Raw genomic sequence first — 17,116 nt, 5'->3', positions numbered from 1 at the left:
TTACTGAGCAGGCTCCGCAGAGTCCTTTCTATGCACGCTCGCCGGGGAGAAATTCCATTTGAGCTTGCGACGAAGCAGCTCGAAATAGTCGTAATTGAGCGGATGAAGGATTTCAATCGTTCTCGACGACTGTTCGATTCTCAGTACGTCGCCCGGGATGACGTCGCAGAATTCCTGCATATCGAAGTAGGCAACGGCATCTCTGGCGCTCACAAGCTCAATTTCGATTTTGAGGTTGGCAGGGAGAACAATCGGGCGGTTAGAAAGCGTATGCGGAGCAACCGGCACCAGCTGCACGGCTTCAAGAGACGGATGCAGAATCGGGCCGCCTGCTGCAAGCGCATAAGCCGTGGAACCCGTTGAGGTTGAGCAAATAATGCCGTCAGCAGACTGACTGCTCATCTGACGCCCGTCTACATAAATGATGAAGTCCACCATGCCGCCGGCACGACCGTGGCTGAAGCCAATGTCGTTGACTGCAGAATTGCCGCAAATCTCTTTTCCGTTGCGAAGAACAACACCCTCGAGGAGATGTCTGCGATCAGACGAACATTCCCCGCGGAGCATTGCCGGAAGAACGGTATCCACGTCCTCCAGCACCACGTCGGTAATAAAGCCCAGACGCCCGGCATTGACGCCGATAAGCGGGCATTCGCAGCCGGCGATTTCTCGCGCGACCCCGAGAATCGTCCCGTCGCCGCCAAGCACGACTGCCGCGTCGCAAAGTTCTCCAAGCTCTCTGCGCTCATAGCCTTTGAAAGCCATGCGGCCTTCAAGGGTTTGAGCCGCACGCTCTTCAAGCAGAACTTCATACCCCTGAGAAGAGAGCACCCTGACAATATGCTCGAGAGGAACGCAAAGACTTTCCGTAGGCTTGACGAATACGCCGATCTTCTTCATGTCGTGCATCAGAGTTCACCGGAATAATTTTTAAGGAAATAGTATTTGACGTACTTGTTCATCGTATAGACGGCATTGTTGACTGAGAACATAAAGCCAACCTTGCCGTCAAGGAATCCCTTATTAAGGAAATAAATCTTGATGAACGACCAGAGCGGACGGCAAACAATGTCTTTAAACACCGAAATGCTCTTCCCCTCTGACAAATACCGGTCCGCAGAAAGTTCGCTGTAAGTATTGAGCTTGTTGAGATACTGCCCCCAAGTTCTATAAGGGTAGTGAATCATCCCGTCGCCCTCGATTTTTTCCTTGGTACAGGAAACTCTCACTTCTTCATGAACCTGACCATAAACCGTAACGAGCGCTTTAGGCACAAAGCGGCAAACCCAGTCAGGGCGCATGTTTCCATGTTCAGCGCGGATATGCTTGAAGCGGTTGTGCCTCTGCACTTCATAAGCACGATCGCCGCCCTTAGATCTTTCAAGAATTTTGGCAGCGAGATCCGGCGTCACGCGTTCATCGGCATCAATCAAAAATACCCAGCGGCAGGAAGCCTGCGCGATTGCGAAGTTTTTCTGCTGCGCCCAGTCTCCGTTGAGCGCGCGATGAAAAATCCGGGCGTTGTGCTTTTCTGCAATTTCTATCGTGCGATCGGTACTGCCGTCATCCACAACGATGATTTCATCAGCAAAAGTACAGGATGAAAGACACGCATCAATGTTGATTTCCTCATTGCGAGTGAGAAGCACAACCGATATCCCGTTTTCCACAGCGCACTCCTTCCATGAAGCATGCGTTATTAAAAGAAAGGCCCCAGAGAATTGCTCCGGAGCCTTCCTCTGTCAGCGAATGAAGCGCTTTCAGCCGCTCAATTACTCTTCGTCAACGACGCCCACGGCCACAGCGTGGAAGCCTGCGTCAACGTAGACGATGTCGCCCGTAATGCCGCTCGAGAGATCCGAAAGCAGGAAGGCAGCCGTGTTGCCGACTTCCTGAATCGTCACCGTACGGCCGAGAGGCGCCGTCTTTTCCATCACATGGAGGAGCTTCGAGAAGCCCTTGATGCCGGAGGCGGCAAGCGTCTTGATGGGACCGGCGGAAATGGCGTTCGCGCGGATGCCTTCACGGCCGAGGCTCGCAGCCAGGTAGCGGGTCGAGGATTCAAGCGCCGCCTTGGCAAGGCCCATCGTGTTGTAGTTGGGAACAACGCGTTCGCCGCCAAGATAGGTGAGCGAGAGGATGGACGCCTGACGGCCCTTCATGAGGGGAAGGAACGCCTTCGCAAGGGCGGGATAGGAATAAGCGGAGATGTCCATCGCGACGCGGAAGGCTTCGCGCGAGATGCCTTCAAGGAAGTCGCCAGCGATCGCTTCGCGCGGCGCAAAGCCGATCGAGTGAACGAAGCCGTCGAGGTAGCCCCACTTTTCTTCAAGCGCCTTTACAGCGGCGTCAATCTGCTCATCCTTCGACACATCGATTTGGAGGACGATGTCGCTGCCGAATTCAGCGGCAAAGTCCTGGAGACGCTCACGGAAGCGTTCGTCCGAATAGGAGAAGGCAAGTTCCGCGCCTTCACGATGGCAGGCCTGAGCGATGCCGTAGGCGATGGAACGGTTGGAAATCACGCCCGTAATCAGAATCTTCTTGCCGGTGAGGAAGCCCATGCTGGATCTCTTGGATAAATATTGTTTAGGAAACTTTATTCCGGCAGAAAGATGCTCTGCCGGAGAATGATCAGTCTTGAAACAATCAATTTTAGGCGGACGAGGACAACATTCGCCATACTGAGCGGCAATCGATCAGGGGAGCTTCAGCTCCTGGCCGACCGACAGGCGATTGCTCCGAAGGTTGTTCACACGCCTCAATTCCGCTACAGACGTGTTGTTTGCCGCAGCAATCGCCGAAAGCGTATCCCCTGAACGGACGATGTAGACGCGATCCGCGGATGCGTCATTCTGAGCATCCAATCGGCTGGCTGTAGCCGGAATCACGAGGCGCTGGCCGACGGAAAGTCGATTGGAGCGCAGACCGTTTGCGGACCGAAGCTTGGCAACGGTCGTGCCGTAGCGGCCGGCAATGCCCGAGAGCGTGTCGCCGGAGCGCACGACGTGTTCAGTTGTTCTGGGGCTCGAAGCCGTAACCGGCTTCGGCGGTTCTCTCGGCTCATCCCCTTCAGGAATCTCCAGACGCTGACCAACCTGAAGCCTTGACGAGGAAAGGCGATTCACGCGGCGAAGCTTCGTCGCGGAGACGCCGTAGCGGCCGGCGATGTTCGAAAGCGTATCTCCTGAGCGAACCGTATAAATCACGCTCGAAGGCTCCACGTTCGCTTCACCCGTTCTCGGAATGCGCAGGCGCTGACCGGCACGAATGGTATTCCCGGAAAGCCTGTTCGTCATTCTGAGGTCATCTACGGAAACGCCGTAGCGGCGGGCGATGTTGAAGAGTGAATCACCACTTCTCACGGCATAAATAATATGACCGCCCGAAGCCTGACTCTTCGAAGACGTTTTCGAGGAGGCAACAATCGGCGAGCGCGCCACATTGGGAACCGTGAGGACAAGGCGCTGGCCGATGCGGAGGCTGTCGGAGCGGAGGCGATTGGCCTGCACAATCGACTTCACCGTGATGTGCCAGCGTCGCGCAATGGTGGAGAGCGTATCGCCGCTTCTCACGCGGTAGGTCACCCGGCGCCAGGTCGTAAGCGGCGAAAGCCGCAGACGCGCATCGGCTTCCTCTGCGGAAATATCCGCCTGCTCATCGCCTTCGGCAAGGACAAGGAGCGTCGAATTTTCGAGCACCTTCCGGCCTTCCGGAATGCCGTTCACTTCGCGCAGGAAAGACTCCGTCATGCCGGAGCGTTCGGCCACTTCGGCAAGCGATTCGCCGCTCCGAAGGCGATAGGTCGTCCAGTGCGAAAGGGGCTGCCCGGAATCCATCCAGCTCGCGAGGTTGTCCACGAAAAAGTCGAGCCGATCGGCCGGAAGCAGCATCACGTTGTTGTGTGAAGCCACGATCACCGGAAGCTTAAAGCTTGGATTCAGCGCCCGGAAATCCTCTTCGGACATTCCAGCGAGCTCGGCCGCAGTCTTGAGATCAATGTCGCGGGGTTTGGTAACGCGAACGAAGAAGGGTTCGTTGCCGACATCAGGGAGTTCAATGCCGTATTTGCCCGGGTCGCTCACGATGCGCTTGATGGCTTCGAGCTTCGGCACATAGTTTGCCGTTTCCCGGGGCATTCTCAGATGCGCATAATCCGTCGCTCTCTTCTGGCGCTTCGCGCGCGAGATAGCGCGCTGCACGCTCCCTTCGCCCCAGTTGTAGGCAGCAAGCGCAAGCTGCCAGTCGTTGAAGAGCCCGTGCAGATATTCAAAGTAGTCAAGCGCCGCACGGGTGCTTTCAAGCACATCCCGGCGGTCGTCGCGCCAGAGATTCTGTTCAAGCGCGTAGTTTTTGCCCGTTGCCGGCATGAACTGCCAGAGGCCGGAGGCCTTGGCGCGCGACAGGGCTTCCGGCTGGAAGGCGCTCTCAACAAAAGGAAGAAGCGCGAGTTCGGTCGGAAGGCGCCTTGCCTCCACTTCCTCGACAATGTTGTAGAGGTACCGGCTCGCGCGCAGGGCCATGCGCCGGACATAATCCGGGTCCTTCGCGTAAAAGTCCGTCCAGCGGTCCACCGCAGCGGAATTGAGATTAGGAATGGCGAAACCCGATCGAATGCGCGCCCAAACATTCGCCGGGATGTCGGACTCGCGCGAAAGCGCCGCTTCGCTCGCTGTCTCCTCTACCTGCACCGCACCTTCCTCGGGAGGAATGGTTTCATCCGTCGTCGCAGCCGCTGTCGAAAAACTCAATGAAACGAGCGCGCCCAGAAGGGTCAATGAGCGAAGTGCATAGAAACCAGAAGGCATGGCGCTGAAAAGAAAGAGAGGAAAAACAAATCGGGTCAATAAGCGATTAATCTTAATGCCTGCATGGATGCGGACTTCGACTGAAGCCGCTCAGGATTCCTGGGAACCACCCCAAATTACGCAACGAATTGTTATTCCCGCCTACTCTGATGCCCGCACTCACTTTTCAGGATTTTCTGCTTTCCGCCCCCGGCAAGCTCCTCCTTGAATGGGAGAAAACCGCCTACAGCGAGCTGACGGCAGATGTCTTCGGCTCCTGCGCGCTTCAGGTCGGCATGCCTCAGCTCGATACGCTCGCCGCCAACCGCATGCAGGCGCACTGGCTGATTGACCCCCGGGGAGATCTCTGCGACCCGAAATTCACGCTCAACCGGATCGTTGCGGATCCTGTGCAGCTGCCGATTCAGAGCGAATCCATGGATCTGGTAACGCTTCCCCATACGCTCGATCTTGCCAAAAATCCGCAGCAGGTTCTTCGCGAGGCGGTGCGCGTCCTGGAACCCGAAGGCAGGCTCATCCTGACGGCCTTCAATTCGCTCGGCCTCTGGTGGCTGCGGCAGCAGACCGTGAAGCTCGGCTGCAGGCCCTATCTTCCGACGGAGCTCGTGCCGATATCGCTCTATCGCCTCAAGGACTGGCTTACGCTCCTGGGTCTTGAGGTCGACCGCGGAATCTTCGGCATCTATGCGCCAGGCTTTCGAAGCCTGAAGAGACTCCATGCCTGGTCATGGCTCAACAAGGCAGGAGACCGCTGGATGCCGCAGTTTTCCAACCTGTTTCTCCTTTCTGCCGTGAAGCGCCTTCCCGGCCCCCGCATCGTCAGCTGCGAATCAATGCAGAAGCTCCCGGCTAAAATTCCTGCCCCCGGAGTGCCTGCGGCATCTTCGACAACCCACTCCACGCTTCTTGGGAAAAAACTCTGATGGCTGATTCCTCGCCTAAAGTGCTCGAAATCTGGACCGACGGCGCCTGCAAGGGCAATCCCGGGGTCGGCGGCTGGGGCGCATTCCTCGTCTGGGGAGAGCATCGCCTCGAACTTTACGACGGCGCAAAGCTCACCACGAACAATCAGATGGAGCTCACAGCCGTCATCTCCGCGCTCTCTGCCGTGAAGCGCCCCTGCCCGATCATCATCCACACCGACAGCAGCTACGTGAAGGACGGCATCACAACGTGGATTCACAACTGGAAGCGGCGTGGATGGAAGAAAGGGAGCAAAGGCGAAATCAAGAACATCGAGCTCTGGCAGGAGCTCGATCGCCTTGCCTCGCAGCACCAGATCGAATGGCGATGGGTCAAGGGCCACGCCGGAAACCCGGGCAATGAAAAAGCCGATCAGCTGGCGAATTTAGGCGTTGAAGCCGCGCTCGGCAGAAGACCGGCCAAGCGTTCCTGACGCCCGGAGAAGTACCGCAAATGCGGTATGCTCAAGAACTTTTCCTTGCAAACTATCGTTCTTCAGGTAATATTTCGCTTCTCGCAAATGCGCGGTTAGCTCAGGGGTAGAGCACTGCCTTCACACGGCAGGGGTCACTGGTTCAATCCCAGTACCGCGTACCAGAATTCTTCAGAAGGCCTGTTTCCGCATGGGAACGGGCCTTTTGTTTTTCCGGATGCAGACATGACGAAGGAGCGCTCGCGCGCTCCTTCCATGGGATTTCTGAGTTTCAGACGAAACGCAGGAACTCAGACTTCTTCCTTGCGCTTGCGTTCCTTCTCGCGGCAGTCGTGGCAGACGCCGTAGAGAACGAGCGAGTGATCGGTCATTTCGTACCCAAGGCGGGACGAGACCTGCCGCTGCGCCTTTTCGATTTCAGGGTCCACGAACTCCTCGACCTTGCCGCAGCGCACGCAGACGATATGATCGTGGTGACGGCCTTCCTGGAGCTCATAAATGGCTCTGCCCTCGTCGAAATCGTGGCGAACGAGAATGCCGGCGTTTTCAAACTGCGTAAGCACGCGGTAAACCGTCGCCAGCCCGATATCGCTGTTTTCGTTCAGGAGAAGCTTGTAGACTTCTTCGGCAGAAAGATGGCGCTTGCCGGCTTCCTGCGACTCAGAAAGCTTCTGAAATAAATCTAGAATTTTGAGGCGAGGCACCGTAACCTTGAGACCCATGGTCTTCAAGTCGGCGGACTGCTGCATCTGTGTTGCTTCCTTCACGGCAAAGCTACCCTGTCTGAGTTCTTTGAGTTCTTTATCATACGGGGTCAGGGCTCATTTGAGAACCCGGCCTGAAATTCTTATTTTATTCGGTTTATGTTCAAGCGACATCTCCTCATTTTATGCACCACGCTTGCGGGCGCCGTCGGCCTTACGGGCTGCAGCACGGTCACCGACACGGTCTCGAGTGCCTGGGAAAGCGCGACTGACTTCGTGCCTTACTTCCTGAAACCTTACCGTGCTGATGTCCACCAGGGCAATCTGGTCACGAGTGAAATGGCGCTTCAGCTCGAAAAAGGCATGACGGACGCGCAGGTGCAGTTCCTGCTCGGCGTTCCGCTGGTGCAGGACCAGTTCCACCAGGGCCGCTGGGACTATGTCTACTACCTGCGCCGCGGCGACGGCGACGAGCAGATCCGGCGTCTGAGCGTCTACTTCAACGCGGACCGCCGCGTCGACCACTGGACGTCCGATCCGATGCCCGACGAACAGCAGGCGGACCAGCTGATTCTCGGAACCATCCGCTCCTTCGAGCCGCGTCCTCCGAAGACCATCATTCCGCCCGCGCAACCCAATTCTTCTCCTTCGACAGCAGATGCCAATGAAACAGGAACTCGAGAGGCTCAGAGCCCTGATAACGCAGCTCATCAACCGGCTGCAGAGTGAGCGCGACGCGCGCATTCAGCTTGCCAATCAGCTCGAAGCGCGCGATGCGGAACTGAAGCACAGCCGCGAGCAGATTCATGAAATGAAGCGCAAGCTTGACGCTTTTCTGTCGCAGCTTCGCGACGGCGGCAATGCCTGAAGCTTGTGGGAGTCACTCGACATGTCTGAAGTCACCGTCACTATTTTTGATCGCGACTACCGCCTTGCCGTCTCGAGCGGCGAGGAGGAGCTCCTCAAGGACTGCGCCCGTCAGGTAGACGAGCAGATGCAGACCGTCCGCGCGGCGGGCCGCGTCATTGCGAACGATCAGATTGCCGTGCTTACGGCGCTCGAATTCGCCTATGAATCTAAGAAGCGGGAAGAAGAGGCTAAGGACGGGAGTGCGGGAGCCTCGCCTGCTCCCGCACCCGACGCCGCTCAGCCGGCTCCGGCAGCGCAGCCCGCTCAGGCGTCGGAAGACGCTGAGGCGCTTAAGGAAATTCGCGCGCTTTGCCGGCTCTGCGAGGATGCGCTCTACCGCGACGTCAAGATAGGCACCATCGGCTCGCTTTTCTGACGAGGAAATTCCGAATCATTTTTGCCCTTTCGCATCAGGACGGTTCTTTACGTTTCCGCCCCTTTACAGACGATGCGAAGCAGGTACAATGATTTCAAGCCTGCAGCGGCAAAGCATCAGGGCTCCAAGGTACCTAGAACCAATGCCATGCGCAATAGGTTGGCCTACTCGAGAGCCGATAGAGTGCCGGTCACGCCGTGTCCAGCCCGTTCCGCTCCGGAGCCGACCGCCCTGAACTCTCGGTTCAGGATACGTAGCCCCGCCCCGCAGCAGGCATCCTTTTTCGAGAAAGGGCAGTCTTTTCTGAGGCTGCCCTTTCTGCTTTCCCAAGAGCAGAAAATGTCCGCAAAAGAGAACGTTGAAGCGCTCATCAGGCAGGCCGGAAACTTCTGGCTCATGAAAAGCGAACCCGGCGAATGCTCCATCGACGATGCGCTGTCCGCACCGGACCATAAGGTTTCATGGTTCGGCGTCAGAAACTATCAGGCAAGAAACTTCATGCGCGACGCCATGAAGCCCGGAGATGCCGTGCTCTTTTACCACTCGAGCTGCCCCAATCCCGGGATCGCCGGCATTGCCCGGATCGCCTCGGGCCCCTACCCTGACGCCTGTCAATTCGACGAATCAAGCGAGTACTTTGATCCCAAAAGTACGTCTGCTTCCCCCAGGTGGGTAGCCGTGGATGTGGAAGGACTCGTTAAGATTCCTGTTATCCCGATTGCTGAACTGCGCACGCACCCGGAACTCTCCGAAATGGTGATATTGAGGCGCGGCAACCGGCTCTCAATCACCCCGGTGACGAAACGAGAGTTCTGCTTCATCGCCGAAAACCTTGCGTCCCTTTAAAAACTACAACGTACTGACGCTTCAAGACCTTTACCCTCGAAGGATCCTCCCATGTCCATACAGATCATTCTTGCCTTAGCCGCCCTCGGCTGCTGCACGGGCTTTCTCGCCGGCCTTCTCGGAATCGGCGGAGGCATGGTTCTGACGCCGTTCCTCACGCTGCTCCTTGCCTATGCAGGCATCCCCATTGAACACATTGTTCACGTGGCCATTGCCACCTCAATGGGCACGATTCTCTTCACGTCGCTTTCCTCCGTGCGCGCGCACGCGAAGCGCGGCGCCGTTCTCTGGAACGTCGTCTTTGCAATGGCCCCCGGCATCCTGGTGGGCGGGCTCCTGGGCGCCCAGATTTCCGGCGCGCTCCCGACCTTCTGGGTCGCGATGATTTTTGCGGTCTTCGTCTACTTCTCCGCCGCGAAGATGTTCCTCAACACCAAGCCCACGCCCTCGCGTCATCTTCCGGGGACTGCCGGCATGTTCGGCGCCGGCACCGTGATCGGCGTGATCTCTGCGCTCGTGGGTGCGGGCGGCGGCTTTATTTCCGTCCCCTTCATGACGTGGTGCAACGTCAAGATGCATAACGCCGTGGGCACTTCCGCCGCCTTCGGCTTCCCGATCGCATTCGCCGGCACCATCGGCTACATCATCAGCGGCTGGGGCCTGACGGGGCTTCCGGGCTGGCCCTACACGCTCGGCTACATTCATCTCCCCGCGCTCATCTGCGTCGCCGCAACGAGCATTTTCTTCGCGCCCCTCGGCGCCAAGGTCGCGCATGCGACCGACACGAAGCCTCTGAAGCGCATTTTTGCCTGCATGCTCTTCGTGCTCGCCTCCTACATGCTCTGGAAGGCCATCAGCTCGCTCTGATTGAGCTCCTCCACAGGTCGAAAAAAGGGTGCTCCGGTTTCGGATGCACCCTTTTTTATTGATCGCGGACCTCTGTCAGGACGCTGTTTTGCTTCTGCGGCCCGCCCATACCCACACCGCAATGCCGCAGATGAGAAGAGGGAGCGTGAGCCACTGGCCCCGTGAAAGGCCGAGCGCCTGAAGGCCCAGGAAAGCATCGGGCTCGCGGAAAAATTCGCACGCGAATCGCGCAACGCTGTAGCCGATCGCAAAGAGTGCGCCGGTCCGGGCAAGCGGCCGGGGCTTTCTGGAATAAATCCAGAGCAAAAGGAAAAGCGCAAGACCTTCGAGGCCGGCTTCATAGAGCTGCGACGGATGGCGCGGAATGCCGCCGTCCTCAGCCTGCGGGAAGATCATGGCCCAGGGGAGATCTGGAGCAGCCGGCCGCCCCCAGAGCTCGCCGTTGATGAAGTTTCCGATGCGCCCGAAAAAGAGCCCGATCGGCACGAGCGGAGCGACAAAGTCCGCCACGCGCCAGAAGCCCATGCCTCGCACGCGCCCGTAAATCCCCATCACGATGAGGACCCCGATCAGGCCGCCGTGCGCGCTCATGCCGCCCTGCCACATTTTGACGACGTCAAGAGGGTGCGAGAGATAGTAGTCCGGCTGATAAAAAAGACAGTAGCCCAGCCGGCCGCCGAGAACCACGCCGAAAACGCCCCAGAAGAGGAGGTTCTCAACGTCGTCGCGCGTAATGCCGCGCCAGGGATCATCCGCCCGGCGGCGGCCCAGAAGCCAGAAGGCAAGGAACCCGAGGAGATACATCAGCCCGTACCAATGCACGGCAAGCGGGCCGACGGAAATCGCGATGGGGTCGAACTGCGGATGAATCAGCATCTGAAAAACTCACTGGAGAGCAGTTGAGACGGAGAGCGTCATTCTAAAGACCTGACCGCCTCGTTCTGCAAGCGTCTCTCCGGCTTCTCTCGTGTGATACTGTTCACTCCGTTAAGCCCCGGGCTTTTACTTGTTTACGAAGATGCAGATCACTCCGCTTTCCCCGCGCGCCGCTTCTGAGGCGCTTGACAAACTTCGTCGGCTTCGCCCGCTCGTTCACTGCCTCACAAACGACGTCGTGCAGGAAATTACGGCGAACGTTCTTCTTGCCGCCGGCGCCTCGCCGGCGATGGTCGTGGCCGAAGAGGAAGCGCCCTATTTCGCCGGCATCGCCGGAGCGCTCCTCGTCAATGTCGGCACCCCCGTGCCCGAGCGATTGAAAAGCATGCAGCTTTCTGCCAAAGCCGCCCGGGAAAAACACGTGCCCTGGGTGCTCGATCCGGTGGCTGCAGGCGTTATTCCCTGGCGCGACGGTGAAATCAGAAAGCTGATGGCCCTTCACCCAACGGTGATCCGCGGAAATGCGAGCGAAATTCTTGCCCTTGCGGGAGCCGGCAAAGGAGGCAAAGGCGTCGACAGTACGGACTCCAGCGCGAGCGCCGTCAATGCCGCGGTGGAGCTCGCCCGAAGCACAGGGTCCGTCGTCTGCGTGACGGGTGAAACCGACTACGCAACAGACGGCGAACGCGTCCTTTCCGTCTCAGGCGGAAACGTCATGACCACGCTCGTCGTCGGCACCGGCTGTTCGCTTTCTGCGCTCACGGCCGCCTTCTGCGCCGCCGAAAAGGATCCCGTCACGGCAGCAATTTCCGCCTGTGCGCTTGCAAAGCGCGCCGCCTTCATTGCCGGGAAGAATGCAAAGGGACCGGGGAGCTTCCACGACGAATACCTCGATGCTCTATACAGCATTCAGCCTCAGGACTTTCTCGGAGAATCGCTCTGATGCCGCGCTTTGATCTGAGCCTCTACCTTGTTCTCGACCCTGACCAAAGCGAACGTTCGGGCGGCCTGATGGAAACCGCCCGCGCTGCGATTTCGGGCGGCGTCACGATCGTGCAGCTTCGTGCGCCCCAGTGGAAAAAGCGCCGCATGACGGAAGCCGCACGCGCGCTGAGGACGCTTCTTGCGCCCAGGGGCATCCCGCTCATCATTGACGACCATGCGGACGTCATGCTGGCTTCCGGAGCCGAAGGCCTTCATGTAGGACAGGATGATCTCTCGGCCGAAGATGCAAGACGCCTCATCGGTCCCGAAAAAATCCTCGGGCTTTCTGCCGGGAATCTCAAGGAGCTTCGCGGCACGGCCCCCGAACTCGTTGACTACTACGGCGTTGGACCGGTCTTTGCCACCCGGTCAAAAGCAGACGCAGGAGCCGCCATTGGCATCGCCGGGCTTCATGAGGTTGTCGCTCATGCTCAGCATCCCTGCGTTGCGATCGGGGGCATCACGAAGGAAAATGCCCCGGAAGTCGGCGCGGCGGGTGCTGACGGCATTGCCGTCATTTCCGCCATCTGCGGCCAGCCCGATGTCGAGCTTGCCTCCCGGAATCTCCTTCAGGCTTTCCGCAGCGGAATCCGGCATTGAAAGCGCTTTTCTCTCCTTCAGGGCGAACCGCTCTCGCCGTCCTCGCCCTGATTCTTCTCGTCGCGCTCCTTTATCTTGCAACCGGGGACTTTAAGCGCGGCCTTCAGCTCACCGTCTTCATCTTTCCCTTTATCGGCATCAGACTTGCCGCGCTGGGGAGCCGCCTGGAGAAGCCGGCGCTCCTCCTTGCCTCATCAGGCATCATTCTTGCCTCAGCAGATGCCGGCGTCCGCCTTTTTCTAAGACGCGTCTATACGGCCGAGCCGATGTCGACCTTCGTTCTCGAAGCCGTCGCCAACACCAGTTCTCAGGAAGCCCTCGAATTCGCCAAAACGCTCTGGAGCGAAATCCTTCTCTGGGGCGGCCTTGCCGCCTGCGTCTGCGCGCTCAGCGTTTTTCTGCTTCTTCGCTGCCGTACCGGAGAACCGATGGCGCGGCGCTCGCTTAGGATCGGCTGGCGAATTCTGCTTCTCCTTCTGACGACTGCCGCCATTCTGAGTTTTGCCAAGTCTTCCTGGCGATCCCACTATCCCCTCTGGTTCTGGCCCCATTGGCAGGAGGCAGTCAGCACGCTTCAGAGCGAATGGATGAACGCAAAACGAGAAAGAACGAAGGAGCTTTCGCTTGCAGAGGGACTCATTACGCGCGCTGAGACCGCTCCGCGCACGCTGGTGCTCGTCATCGGCGAAAGCACGACGCGCACCAACTGGAGCCTTTACGGCTACGCACGCAGCACCACGCCGAAGCTCAAAGCCTTTGCGCATTCCGATCGTCGTCTTCAAGTCTTTTCAGGTGCCTGGTCCGTTGATGCCGCGACGGTCGGCGCTTTCCACTCCATGTTCACCTTCCCGCTCGAAGAAAGCGGCATTGCGTTAAGAGAATCCGGCGTACTCAGAGACGGGATGGACTCCGGCAATCTTTTTGCCTTCTTCCATGCTGCCGGCTGGAGAATTCACTGGATCAGCAATCAGGATGACATCGCAATCAACACCCGGTATGCAGGATGGGCGGATAAGCCTGTCTTTTTAAACCGCATGAGCGGGCGCACGAGCGTTTCGCTCGACGGAAGCGTCCTCGCGCCCTTTGCCGCCGCGCTCCAGGATCCCGCCCCGAAAAAACTCATCGTCGTCCACTTGATCGGCGCTCATCCGCACTATGCCTTGCGCTACCCTGCAGCCTTTGCTCCCGACTGGGGCGACGACCAGATTTCAAAGCACCTTAAAACGCTCGGACGCTATCCCTGGGTCATCATTTCCCGAAATCAATACGATGCCGCCATGCGCTACCAGGACGAGGTGCTTTACCAGCTTCTGACAACCACCCGGGAGAACGCTCTTCTCACCGGCACCCCGACCGACTGGCTCTTTCTTTCCGACCATGGACAGGAAACCGGGGACTTCATCAACCGAGCCGGTCATTCAACCCAGACGCCCTCCGGCTTTCGCATTCCGCTTCTTTTCTGGTCGTCGGATGATGCACCGCATATGGCAGCAAATCGTCCGTTCCGCGCGGATGGTCTGAGTCCGCTCCTCCTTTCGCTCGCCGGCATTCACTGGCTGCGGGAAAGTCCAGCAGAAAACTTTGCTTCGAGGGATTACCGCTGGCGTCGCCCAGCAATCTCTGCTCATGACCCGGAACTGCCGCCCTCGGAAAAGTAGCGACTCGCCTATACAATCGAACGACAGTCCTATTTATCCCAGGTCCACTGCAATGTCCGAGTCGTCCGCTTCATCCGTCAGGATTCTCCGCCTTACACCTGAGGATGCCGAAACCATTCTTTTTGCCCGGGCGCTCGAATCGACTTCCAGGGACAAATGGTCTGAGGAGAAGCTGAGAGCGCTTTCGCGCGACGCACGCTCTGTTGCGGGCGACGAAGCGCCTGCGGAGGCTTTTCTTCTTACGCGCGCGAGGCTTCTCATTTCCCGAGCGAGGAATGAAGACCCCGGGATTAAAGTGCCGCGTCTCCCTTCGGCTCCCGCGCTTGCGCTCAAAGGCGCGGCAAGCGTCGTCATCTTTCTCGGCTTCTTCACCGGCGCTGTCGCCGACCAGCTCACAAGCTCGGGGGCGACCCTCAATCTGCTCTCGCCCCCGTACCTCGGCATTCTTCTCTGGAACGCTGTCGTCATGCTGATTGCGCTCGTCTCATTCTTCCGGGCCGGGAGCATGGATTCGGGACTTTCCTTCGCAGCGGCGAGGAGCCTCTCCGCTCTTCCCCGATTCCGAATCCGGACGAAGCCTTATGCGGGCGAATTTTTGAAATGCTGGATGCCGCTCAGGGTTCCGGAGCTCGCCTGGCGCTTCCGGGCCGTGCTCCACCTTGCGGCGCTCGCCTTCGGCGTGGGACTTGCAGTCAGCCTCCTCGTGCGCGGCATCGGCACCGCCTACAGTGCAGGCTGGGAAAGCACTTGGTTCGCAGACCGCCCGGATATCATCGCGACGATTCTGAATGTCCTTTATGGATGGCTTCCCTCGTTCCTCCCCGGAATCTCTGCGCTTCCCGGAGAAGAGGCTCTGAGCGCCATGAATCTGACTGCCGGAGGCGGTGCTCCGGGCGCGGACTGGCTCGCCCGCATGATCTGGAGCCTCTTCATTCTCATTATTCTTCCCCGTACGGTTTTTGCCGCAGCCTGTCTCTGGCGGGCGGGAAAGGAAGAGAAACATCTTCGGGTTCCGTTTGACGCCGGCGAACTCAACCGCCTGCAGGAGGAAGGGAAGGCGCGGGCGGTCAGAACCTTTATCGTTGCCGACGCTGCCGACAGGGAGCGTCCAGAAATAGACGGTCCTTTCCGCAAACTGGTCGTCAATCCCTGGGAAGCTCCGGACTTTGCTGCCCTTGCGGATGCAGACATCGCCGCCGGCGACCGGGTCCTGCTCGTACTTGACCCGGCTGCAACCCCCGAAAGCGAGGTTCATGGGGCATTAATCCACGCGCTCACGCTCCGAACGCCCGACGTAGAGCTCAGCCTCGACTTCTCTCAGCTCTCCGCACGCTTTTCAGACACTCCTGAAAGATTGCAGTCCCGCCGGGCGCTCTGGGAGCATTTCGCTTCCGAAATGGGTGTGCCGCTTCGCATTACCGGGCTTGCCCCGGCAGCGTAAAGCCGCGGGATAATGAAAGATTGAGAACAGCGTTCCTTCTTTTGACACGACATGTCTTTTTCTCCGGATCCTCTGCGCATTCATCTGAGCCTTGTGAGCCATACCAACATCGGCAAGACAACGCTCGCTCGCACGCTGCTGATGCGCGACGTTGGCGAAGTGGCAGATCGGGCGCACGTGACGGAATCCACGTCCGACTACGTCCTTGCACGCGGCCCGGACGGGAGCGAACTGGTTCTCTGGGATACGCCGGGGTTCGGGAACTCCGTAGCGCTCGCACGCCGGCTTGAGGGACGCAGCAACCCTATCGGATGGCTTCTTTCCGAAGTCTGGGACCGCTTTGCCAACAAATCCTTCTGGCTGGATCAGAAAGCAGTTCGCCATATCCGGGATATCTCAAGCGTCGTTCTCTATCTCGTCAATATCGCCGAGCTTCCCGACCGCGCTCCCTACATCGCGGCCGAAATGAAGATTCTCTCCTGGATCGGGAAGCCCGTCATCGTGCTCCTCAACCAGATGGGAAAGCCCCGGGAGCCTGAAGCCGAGAAAGCTGAACTCACCATCTGGAAAAAAGCACTCTCAGACTATCCCTTCGTCAAAACCGTTCTGCCTATGGACGCTTTTGCACGCTGCTGGATTCAGGAAGAGATGCTCTTCAATGCAATCGGCGACGCGCTCCCTCAGGATCAGCGCTCTGCCTACAGAACGCTTCAGTCCGTCTGGAGACGAAGCCGTCAGGCCGCGTATGCGAGCTCAGTCGACGCCATGGCGCGTCATATCTGGCATGCCCTTGCAGCGCACATGCCGCTTGAAGCGCCGAGCCTCAAGGAACGCGCCATTACGATGGGACAGCGCTTCGGCTTCTTTAAGGATGAACACAATGCCGTAGCCGATGCTCAGGCGGCGCTCGCCTCGCAGGCGGCTGACAGCTTCTGCTCCCTCACGGCGAGGCTCATTGAAATCAACGGGCTTCACGGCTCCGGCGTCTCAAAGGAAATCTTCAGGCGCATGAAGACCGACTGGGACCTCGCGGTTTATTCCATGGATCCTCAGAGCGCAGCCGCCATCGGCACGGGCATCGGAGCGGCATCCGCCGCTGCCGCCGGTCTGGCGGTGGACCTGTCATCAGCAGGGCTGACCCTCGGACTCGGAACGCTTGTGGGCGGTCTCATCGGTGCAGTGAGCGGCATCGGCGCAGCGCATGCCTACAATCTGACGCGCCAGAAGGCTGGTGCGGATCTCACTTGGAGCAGTCAGGCCGTTAACGGCTTTCTCCTCGAAACCATCCTGCTTTATCTCGCCGTAGCGCATTTCGGCCGCGGACGCGGCGACTGGGAGGAAAGTGAATCTCCCGAATTCTGGAAAAAAGCGGTAAGCGACGCAATCGCTCAGGAAAAAATACCGCTTGCGGATATTCGCAAAAATTCGCCTGATATTGGCGTCAGCGAACTCACGAAGAAAATAGACAGCACCTTAAAAAGCGTATTCGAAAAACTTTATCCGCCGGAATAAAAATAAAACTGTCGCGCCTTTCCTCTCATCACAATTAAAAATTAAAACTAACCCTTATATTCATAAATGAAGACTGAGTGCAACAACAGGGCGATCGCAGAATCCGAAAAGTTAATGAGTGCTTCTCTTTGCAATTTTC

The 17,116-nt window shown here is 58.4% G+C and carries 18 protein-coding genes and 1 tRNA gene; 13 read left to right on the top strand and 6 right to left on the bottom strand.

What is annotated here, in order from left to right; all coding sequences use genetic code 11:
• The 4 genes from Q0106_RS11740 to Q0106_RS11725 all read right to left on the bottom strand — a co-directional run bounded on the left by Q0106_RS11740 (position 1) and on the right by Q0106_RS11725 (position 4,751).
• Positions 1–909, bottom strand: coding sequence for an NAD(+)/NADH kinase (locus Q0106_RS11740; RefSeq protein WP_297613213.1), 909 nt, complete (start codon positions 907–909; stop codon positions 1–3).
• Positions 909–1,670 carry a glycosyltransferase family 2 protein gene (locus tag Q0106_RS11735; RefSeq protein WP_297613211.1) on the bottom strand — a complete coding sequence of 254 codons (762 nt, stop codon included), beginning with the start codon at positions 1,668–1,670 and terminating at the stop codon, positions 909–911. Before Q0106_RS11735 ends, Q0106_RS11740 begins: the two co-directional genes overlap by 1 nt.
• 102 nt (positions 1,671–1,772) lie before the next feature.
• On the bottom strand, positions 1,773–2,564 hold the full coding sequence (fabI, locus tag Q0106_RS11730; RefSeq protein WP_152158420.1) for an enoyl-ACP reductase FabI: 792 nt from the start codon (positions 2,562–2,564) through the stop codon (positions 1,773–1,775).
• Between the two features lie 135 nt (positions 2,565–2,699).
• The gene (locus Q0106_RS11725) at positions 2,700–4,751 is read right to left on the bottom strand and encodes a LysM peptidoglycan-binding domain-containing protein (RefSeq protein ID WP_297613208.1); all 2,052 of its coding nucleotides are present in this window, start codon (positions 4,749–4,751) and stop codon (positions 2,700–2,702) included.
• A 206-nt stretch (positions 4,752–4,957) separates the two neighbouring features.
• Between Q0106_RS11725 and Q0106_RS11720 the strand changes: the two genes are divergently transcribed.
• The 3 genes from Q0106_RS11720 to Q0106_RS11710 all read left to right on the top strand — a co-directional run bounded on the left by Q0106_RS11720 (position 4,958) and on the right by Q0106_RS11710 (position 6,368).
• Positions 4,958–5,731 carry a class I SAM-dependent methyltransferase gene (locus Q0106_RS11720; RefSeq protein ID WP_297613206.1) on the top strand — a complete coding sequence of 258 codons (774 nt, stop codon included), beginning with the start codon at positions 4,958–4,960 and terminating at the stop codon, positions 5,729–5,731.
• Complete coding sequence (gene rnhA / locus Q0106_RS11715; protein ID WP_295488966.1) at positions 5,731–6,204, top strand: ribonuclease HI; 474 nt, start codon at positions 5,731–5,733, stop codon at positions 6,202–6,204. The genes Q0106_RS11720 and rnhA overlap by 1 nt, the downstream gene beginning before the upstream one ends.
• Positions 6,205–6,293: 89 nt before the next feature.
• A tRNA-Val gene (locus tag Q0106_RS11710) sits at positions 6,294–6,368 on the top strand.
• A 126-nt stretch (positions 6,369–6,494) separates the two neighbouring features.
• Here the strand turns inward: Q0106_RS11710 and fur are convergent.
• Entirely contained in the window at positions 6,495–6,953 is a 459-nt protein-coding gene (fur, locus tag Q0106_RS11705; RefSeq protein ID WP_174857863.1) for a ferric iron uptake transcriptional regulator, read from the bottom strand.
• A gap of 114 nt (positions 6,954–7,067) precedes the next feature.
• Here fur and bamE point away from each other — a divergent pair, with 114 nt between their 5' ends.
• The 5 genes from bamE (at position 7,068) to Q0106_RS11680 (ending at position 9,906) form a co-directional block, all read left to right on the top strand.
• The gene (gene bamE, locus Q0106_RS11700; RefSeq protein WP_297613204.1) at positions 7,068–7,637 is read left to right on the top strand and encodes an outer membrane protein assembly factor BamE; all 570 of its coding nucleotides are present in this window, start codon (positions 7,068–7,070) and stop codon (positions 7,635–7,637) included.
• A complete protein-coding gene (locus Q0106_RS11695; protein ID WP_226960224.1) occupies positions 7,573–7,776 on the top strand; it encodes a hypothetical protein in 204 nt (67 codons plus the stop codon). Before bamE ends, Q0106_RS11695 begins: the two co-directional genes overlap by 65 nt.
• A 21-nt stretch (positions 7,777–7,797) precedes the next feature.
• Positions 7,798–8,193: a cell division protein ZapA gene (locus Q0106_RS11690; protein ID WP_297613202.1), complete on the top strand. Its 396-nt coding sequence runs from the start codon at positions 7,798–7,800 to the stop codon at positions 8,191–8,193.
• 339 nt (positions 8,194–8,532) lie between these two features.
• Entirely contained in the window at positions 8,533–9,039 is a 507-nt protein-coding gene (locus Q0106_RS11685; RefSeq protein ID WP_297613200.1) for an EVE domain-containing protein, read from the top strand.
• A 51-nt stretch (positions 9,040–9,090) separates the two neighbouring features.
• The gene (locus Q0106_RS11680; RefSeq protein ID WP_152158414.1) at positions 9,091–9,906 is read left to right on the top strand and encodes a sulfite exporter TauE/SafE family protein; all 816 of its coding nucleotides are present in this window, start codon (positions 9,091–9,093) and stop codon (positions 9,904–9,906) included.
• Positions 9,907–9,981: 75 nt separating this feature from the next.
• On the opposite strand, the gene lgt is transcribed toward Q0106_RS11680, so the two are convergent.
• Positions 9,982–10,782 (bottom strand): prolipoprotein diacylglyceryl transferase, encoded by an 801-nt coding sequence (gene lgt, locus Q0106_RS11675; RefSeq protein ID WP_297613196.1) that lies wholly within the window; start codon positions 10,780–10,782, stop codon positions 9,982–9,984.
• Positions 10,783–10,924: 142 nt separating this feature from the next.
• Here lgt and thiM point away from each other — a divergent pair, with 142 nt between their 5' ends.
• The 5 genes from thiM to Q0106_RS11650 are packed head-to-tail and all read left to right on the top strand — an operon-like array spanning position 10,925 to position 16,977.
• Positions 10,925–11,725, top strand: a complete 801-nt coding sequence (gene thiM / locus Q0106_RS11670) for a hydroxyethylthiazole kinase (RefSeq protein ID WP_297613195.1) — start codon at positions 10,925–10,927, stop codon at positions 11,723–11,725.
• Positions 11,725–12,366 carry a thiamine phosphate synthase gene (thiE, locus tag Q0106_RS11665; protein WP_297613194.1) on the top strand — a complete coding sequence of 214 codons (642 nt, stop codon included), beginning with the start codon at positions 11,725–11,727 and terminating at the stop codon, positions 12,364–12,366. Before thiM ends, thiE begins: the two co-directional genes overlap by 1 nt.
• A complete protein-coding gene (locus Q0106_RS11660) occupies positions 12,363–14,024 on the top strand; it encodes a phosphoethanolamine transferase (RefSeq protein ID WP_297613193.1) in 1,662 nt (553 codons plus the stop codon). Before thiE ends, Q0106_RS11660 begins: the two co-directional genes overlap by 4 nt.
• A gap of 52 nt (positions 14,025–14,076) precedes the next feature.
• On the top strand, positions 14,077–15,465 hold the full coding sequence (locus Q0106_RS11655) for a DUF2868 domain-containing protein (RefSeq protein ID WP_297613192.1): 1,389 nt from the start codon (positions 14,077–14,079) through the stop codon (positions 15,463–15,465).
• Positions 15,466–15,516: 51 nt separating this feature from the next.
• Entirely contained in the window at positions 15,517–16,977 is a 1,461-nt protein-coding gene (locus tag Q0106_RS11650) for a GTPase domain-containing protein (RefSeq protein ID WP_297613191.1), read from the top strand.
• The last annotated feature ends 139 nt before the right edge of the window (positions 16,978–17,116 follow it).

Origin of the sequence: uncultured Sutterella sp. (genome assembly GCF_937923675.1) — a bacterium.
GTDB lineage: Bacteria > Pseudomonadota > Gammaproteobacteria > Burkholderiales > Burkholderiaceae_F > Sutterella.
Note: the sequence above shows the minus strand (reverse complement) of the source record. Positions and strands in the feature narration are given on the sequence as shown.

What these genes read in the sequence shown, in the direction of transcription:
- fur (WP_174857863.1), bottom strand. Translation starts at nt 6,953, where the DNA reads ATGCAGCAGTCCGCCGACTTGAAGACCATGGGTCTCAAGGTTACGGTG.
- Q0106_RS11690 (WP_297613202.1), top strand. Translation starts at nt 7,798, where the DNA reads ATGTCTGAAGTCACCGTCACTATTTTTGATCGCGACTACCGCCTTGCC.
- bamE (WP_297613204.1), top strand. Translation starts at nt 7,068, where the DNA reads ATGTTCAAGCGACATCTCCTCATTTTATGCACCACGCTTGCGGGCGCC.
- thiE (WP_297613194.1), top strand. Translation starts at nt 11,725, where the DNA reads ATGCCGCGCTTTGATCTGAGCCTCTACCTTGTTCTCGACCCTGACCAA.
- fabI (WP_152158420.1), bottom strand. Translation starts at nt 2,564, where the DNA reads ATGGGCTTCCTCACCGGCAAGAAGATTCTGATTACGGGCGTGATTTCC.
- Q0106_RS11680 (WP_152158414.1), top strand. Translation starts at nt 9,091, where the DNA reads ATGTCCATACAGATCATTCTTGCCTTAGCCGCCCTCGGCTGCTGCACG.
- Q0106_RS11685 (WP_297613200.1), top strand. Translation starts at nt 8,533, where the DNA reads ATGTCCGCAAAAGAGAACGTTGAAGCGCTCATCAGGCAGGCCGGAAAC.
- Q0106_RS11740 (WP_297613213.1), bottom strand. Translation starts at nt 909, where the DNA reads ATGCACGACATGAAGAAGATCGGCGTATTCGTCAAGCCTACGGAAAGT.
- rnhA (WP_295488966.1), top strand. Translation starts at nt 5,731, where the DNA reads ATGGCTGATTCCTCGCCTAAAGTGCTCGAAATCTGGACCGACGGCGCC.
- Q0106_RS11695 (WP_226960224.1), top strand. Translation starts at nt 7,573, where the DNA reads ATGAAACAGGAACTCGAGAGGCTCAGAGCCCTGATAACGCAGCTCATC.
- Q0106_RS11655 (WP_297613192.1), top strand. Translation starts at nt 14,077, where the DNA reads ATGTCCGAGTCGTCCGCTTCATCCGTCAGGATTCTCCGCCTTACACCT.
- lgt (WP_297613196.1), bottom strand. Translation starts at nt 10,782, where the DNA reads ATGCTGATTCATCCGCAGTTCGACCCCATCGCGATTTCCGTCGGCCCG.
- Q0106_RS11650 (WP_297613191.1), top strand. Translation starts at nt 15,517, where the DNA reads ATGTCTTTTTCTCCGGATCCTCTGCGCATTCATCTGAGCCTTGTGAGC.
- thiM (WP_297613195.1), top strand. Translation starts at nt 10,925, where the DNA reads ATGCAGATCACTCCGCTTTCCCCGCGCGCCGCTTCTGAGGCGCTTGAC.
- Q0106_RS11720 (WP_297613206.1), top strand. Translation starts at nt 4,958, where the DNA reads ATGCCCGCACTCACTTTTCAGGATTTTCTGCTTTCCGCCCCCGGCAAG.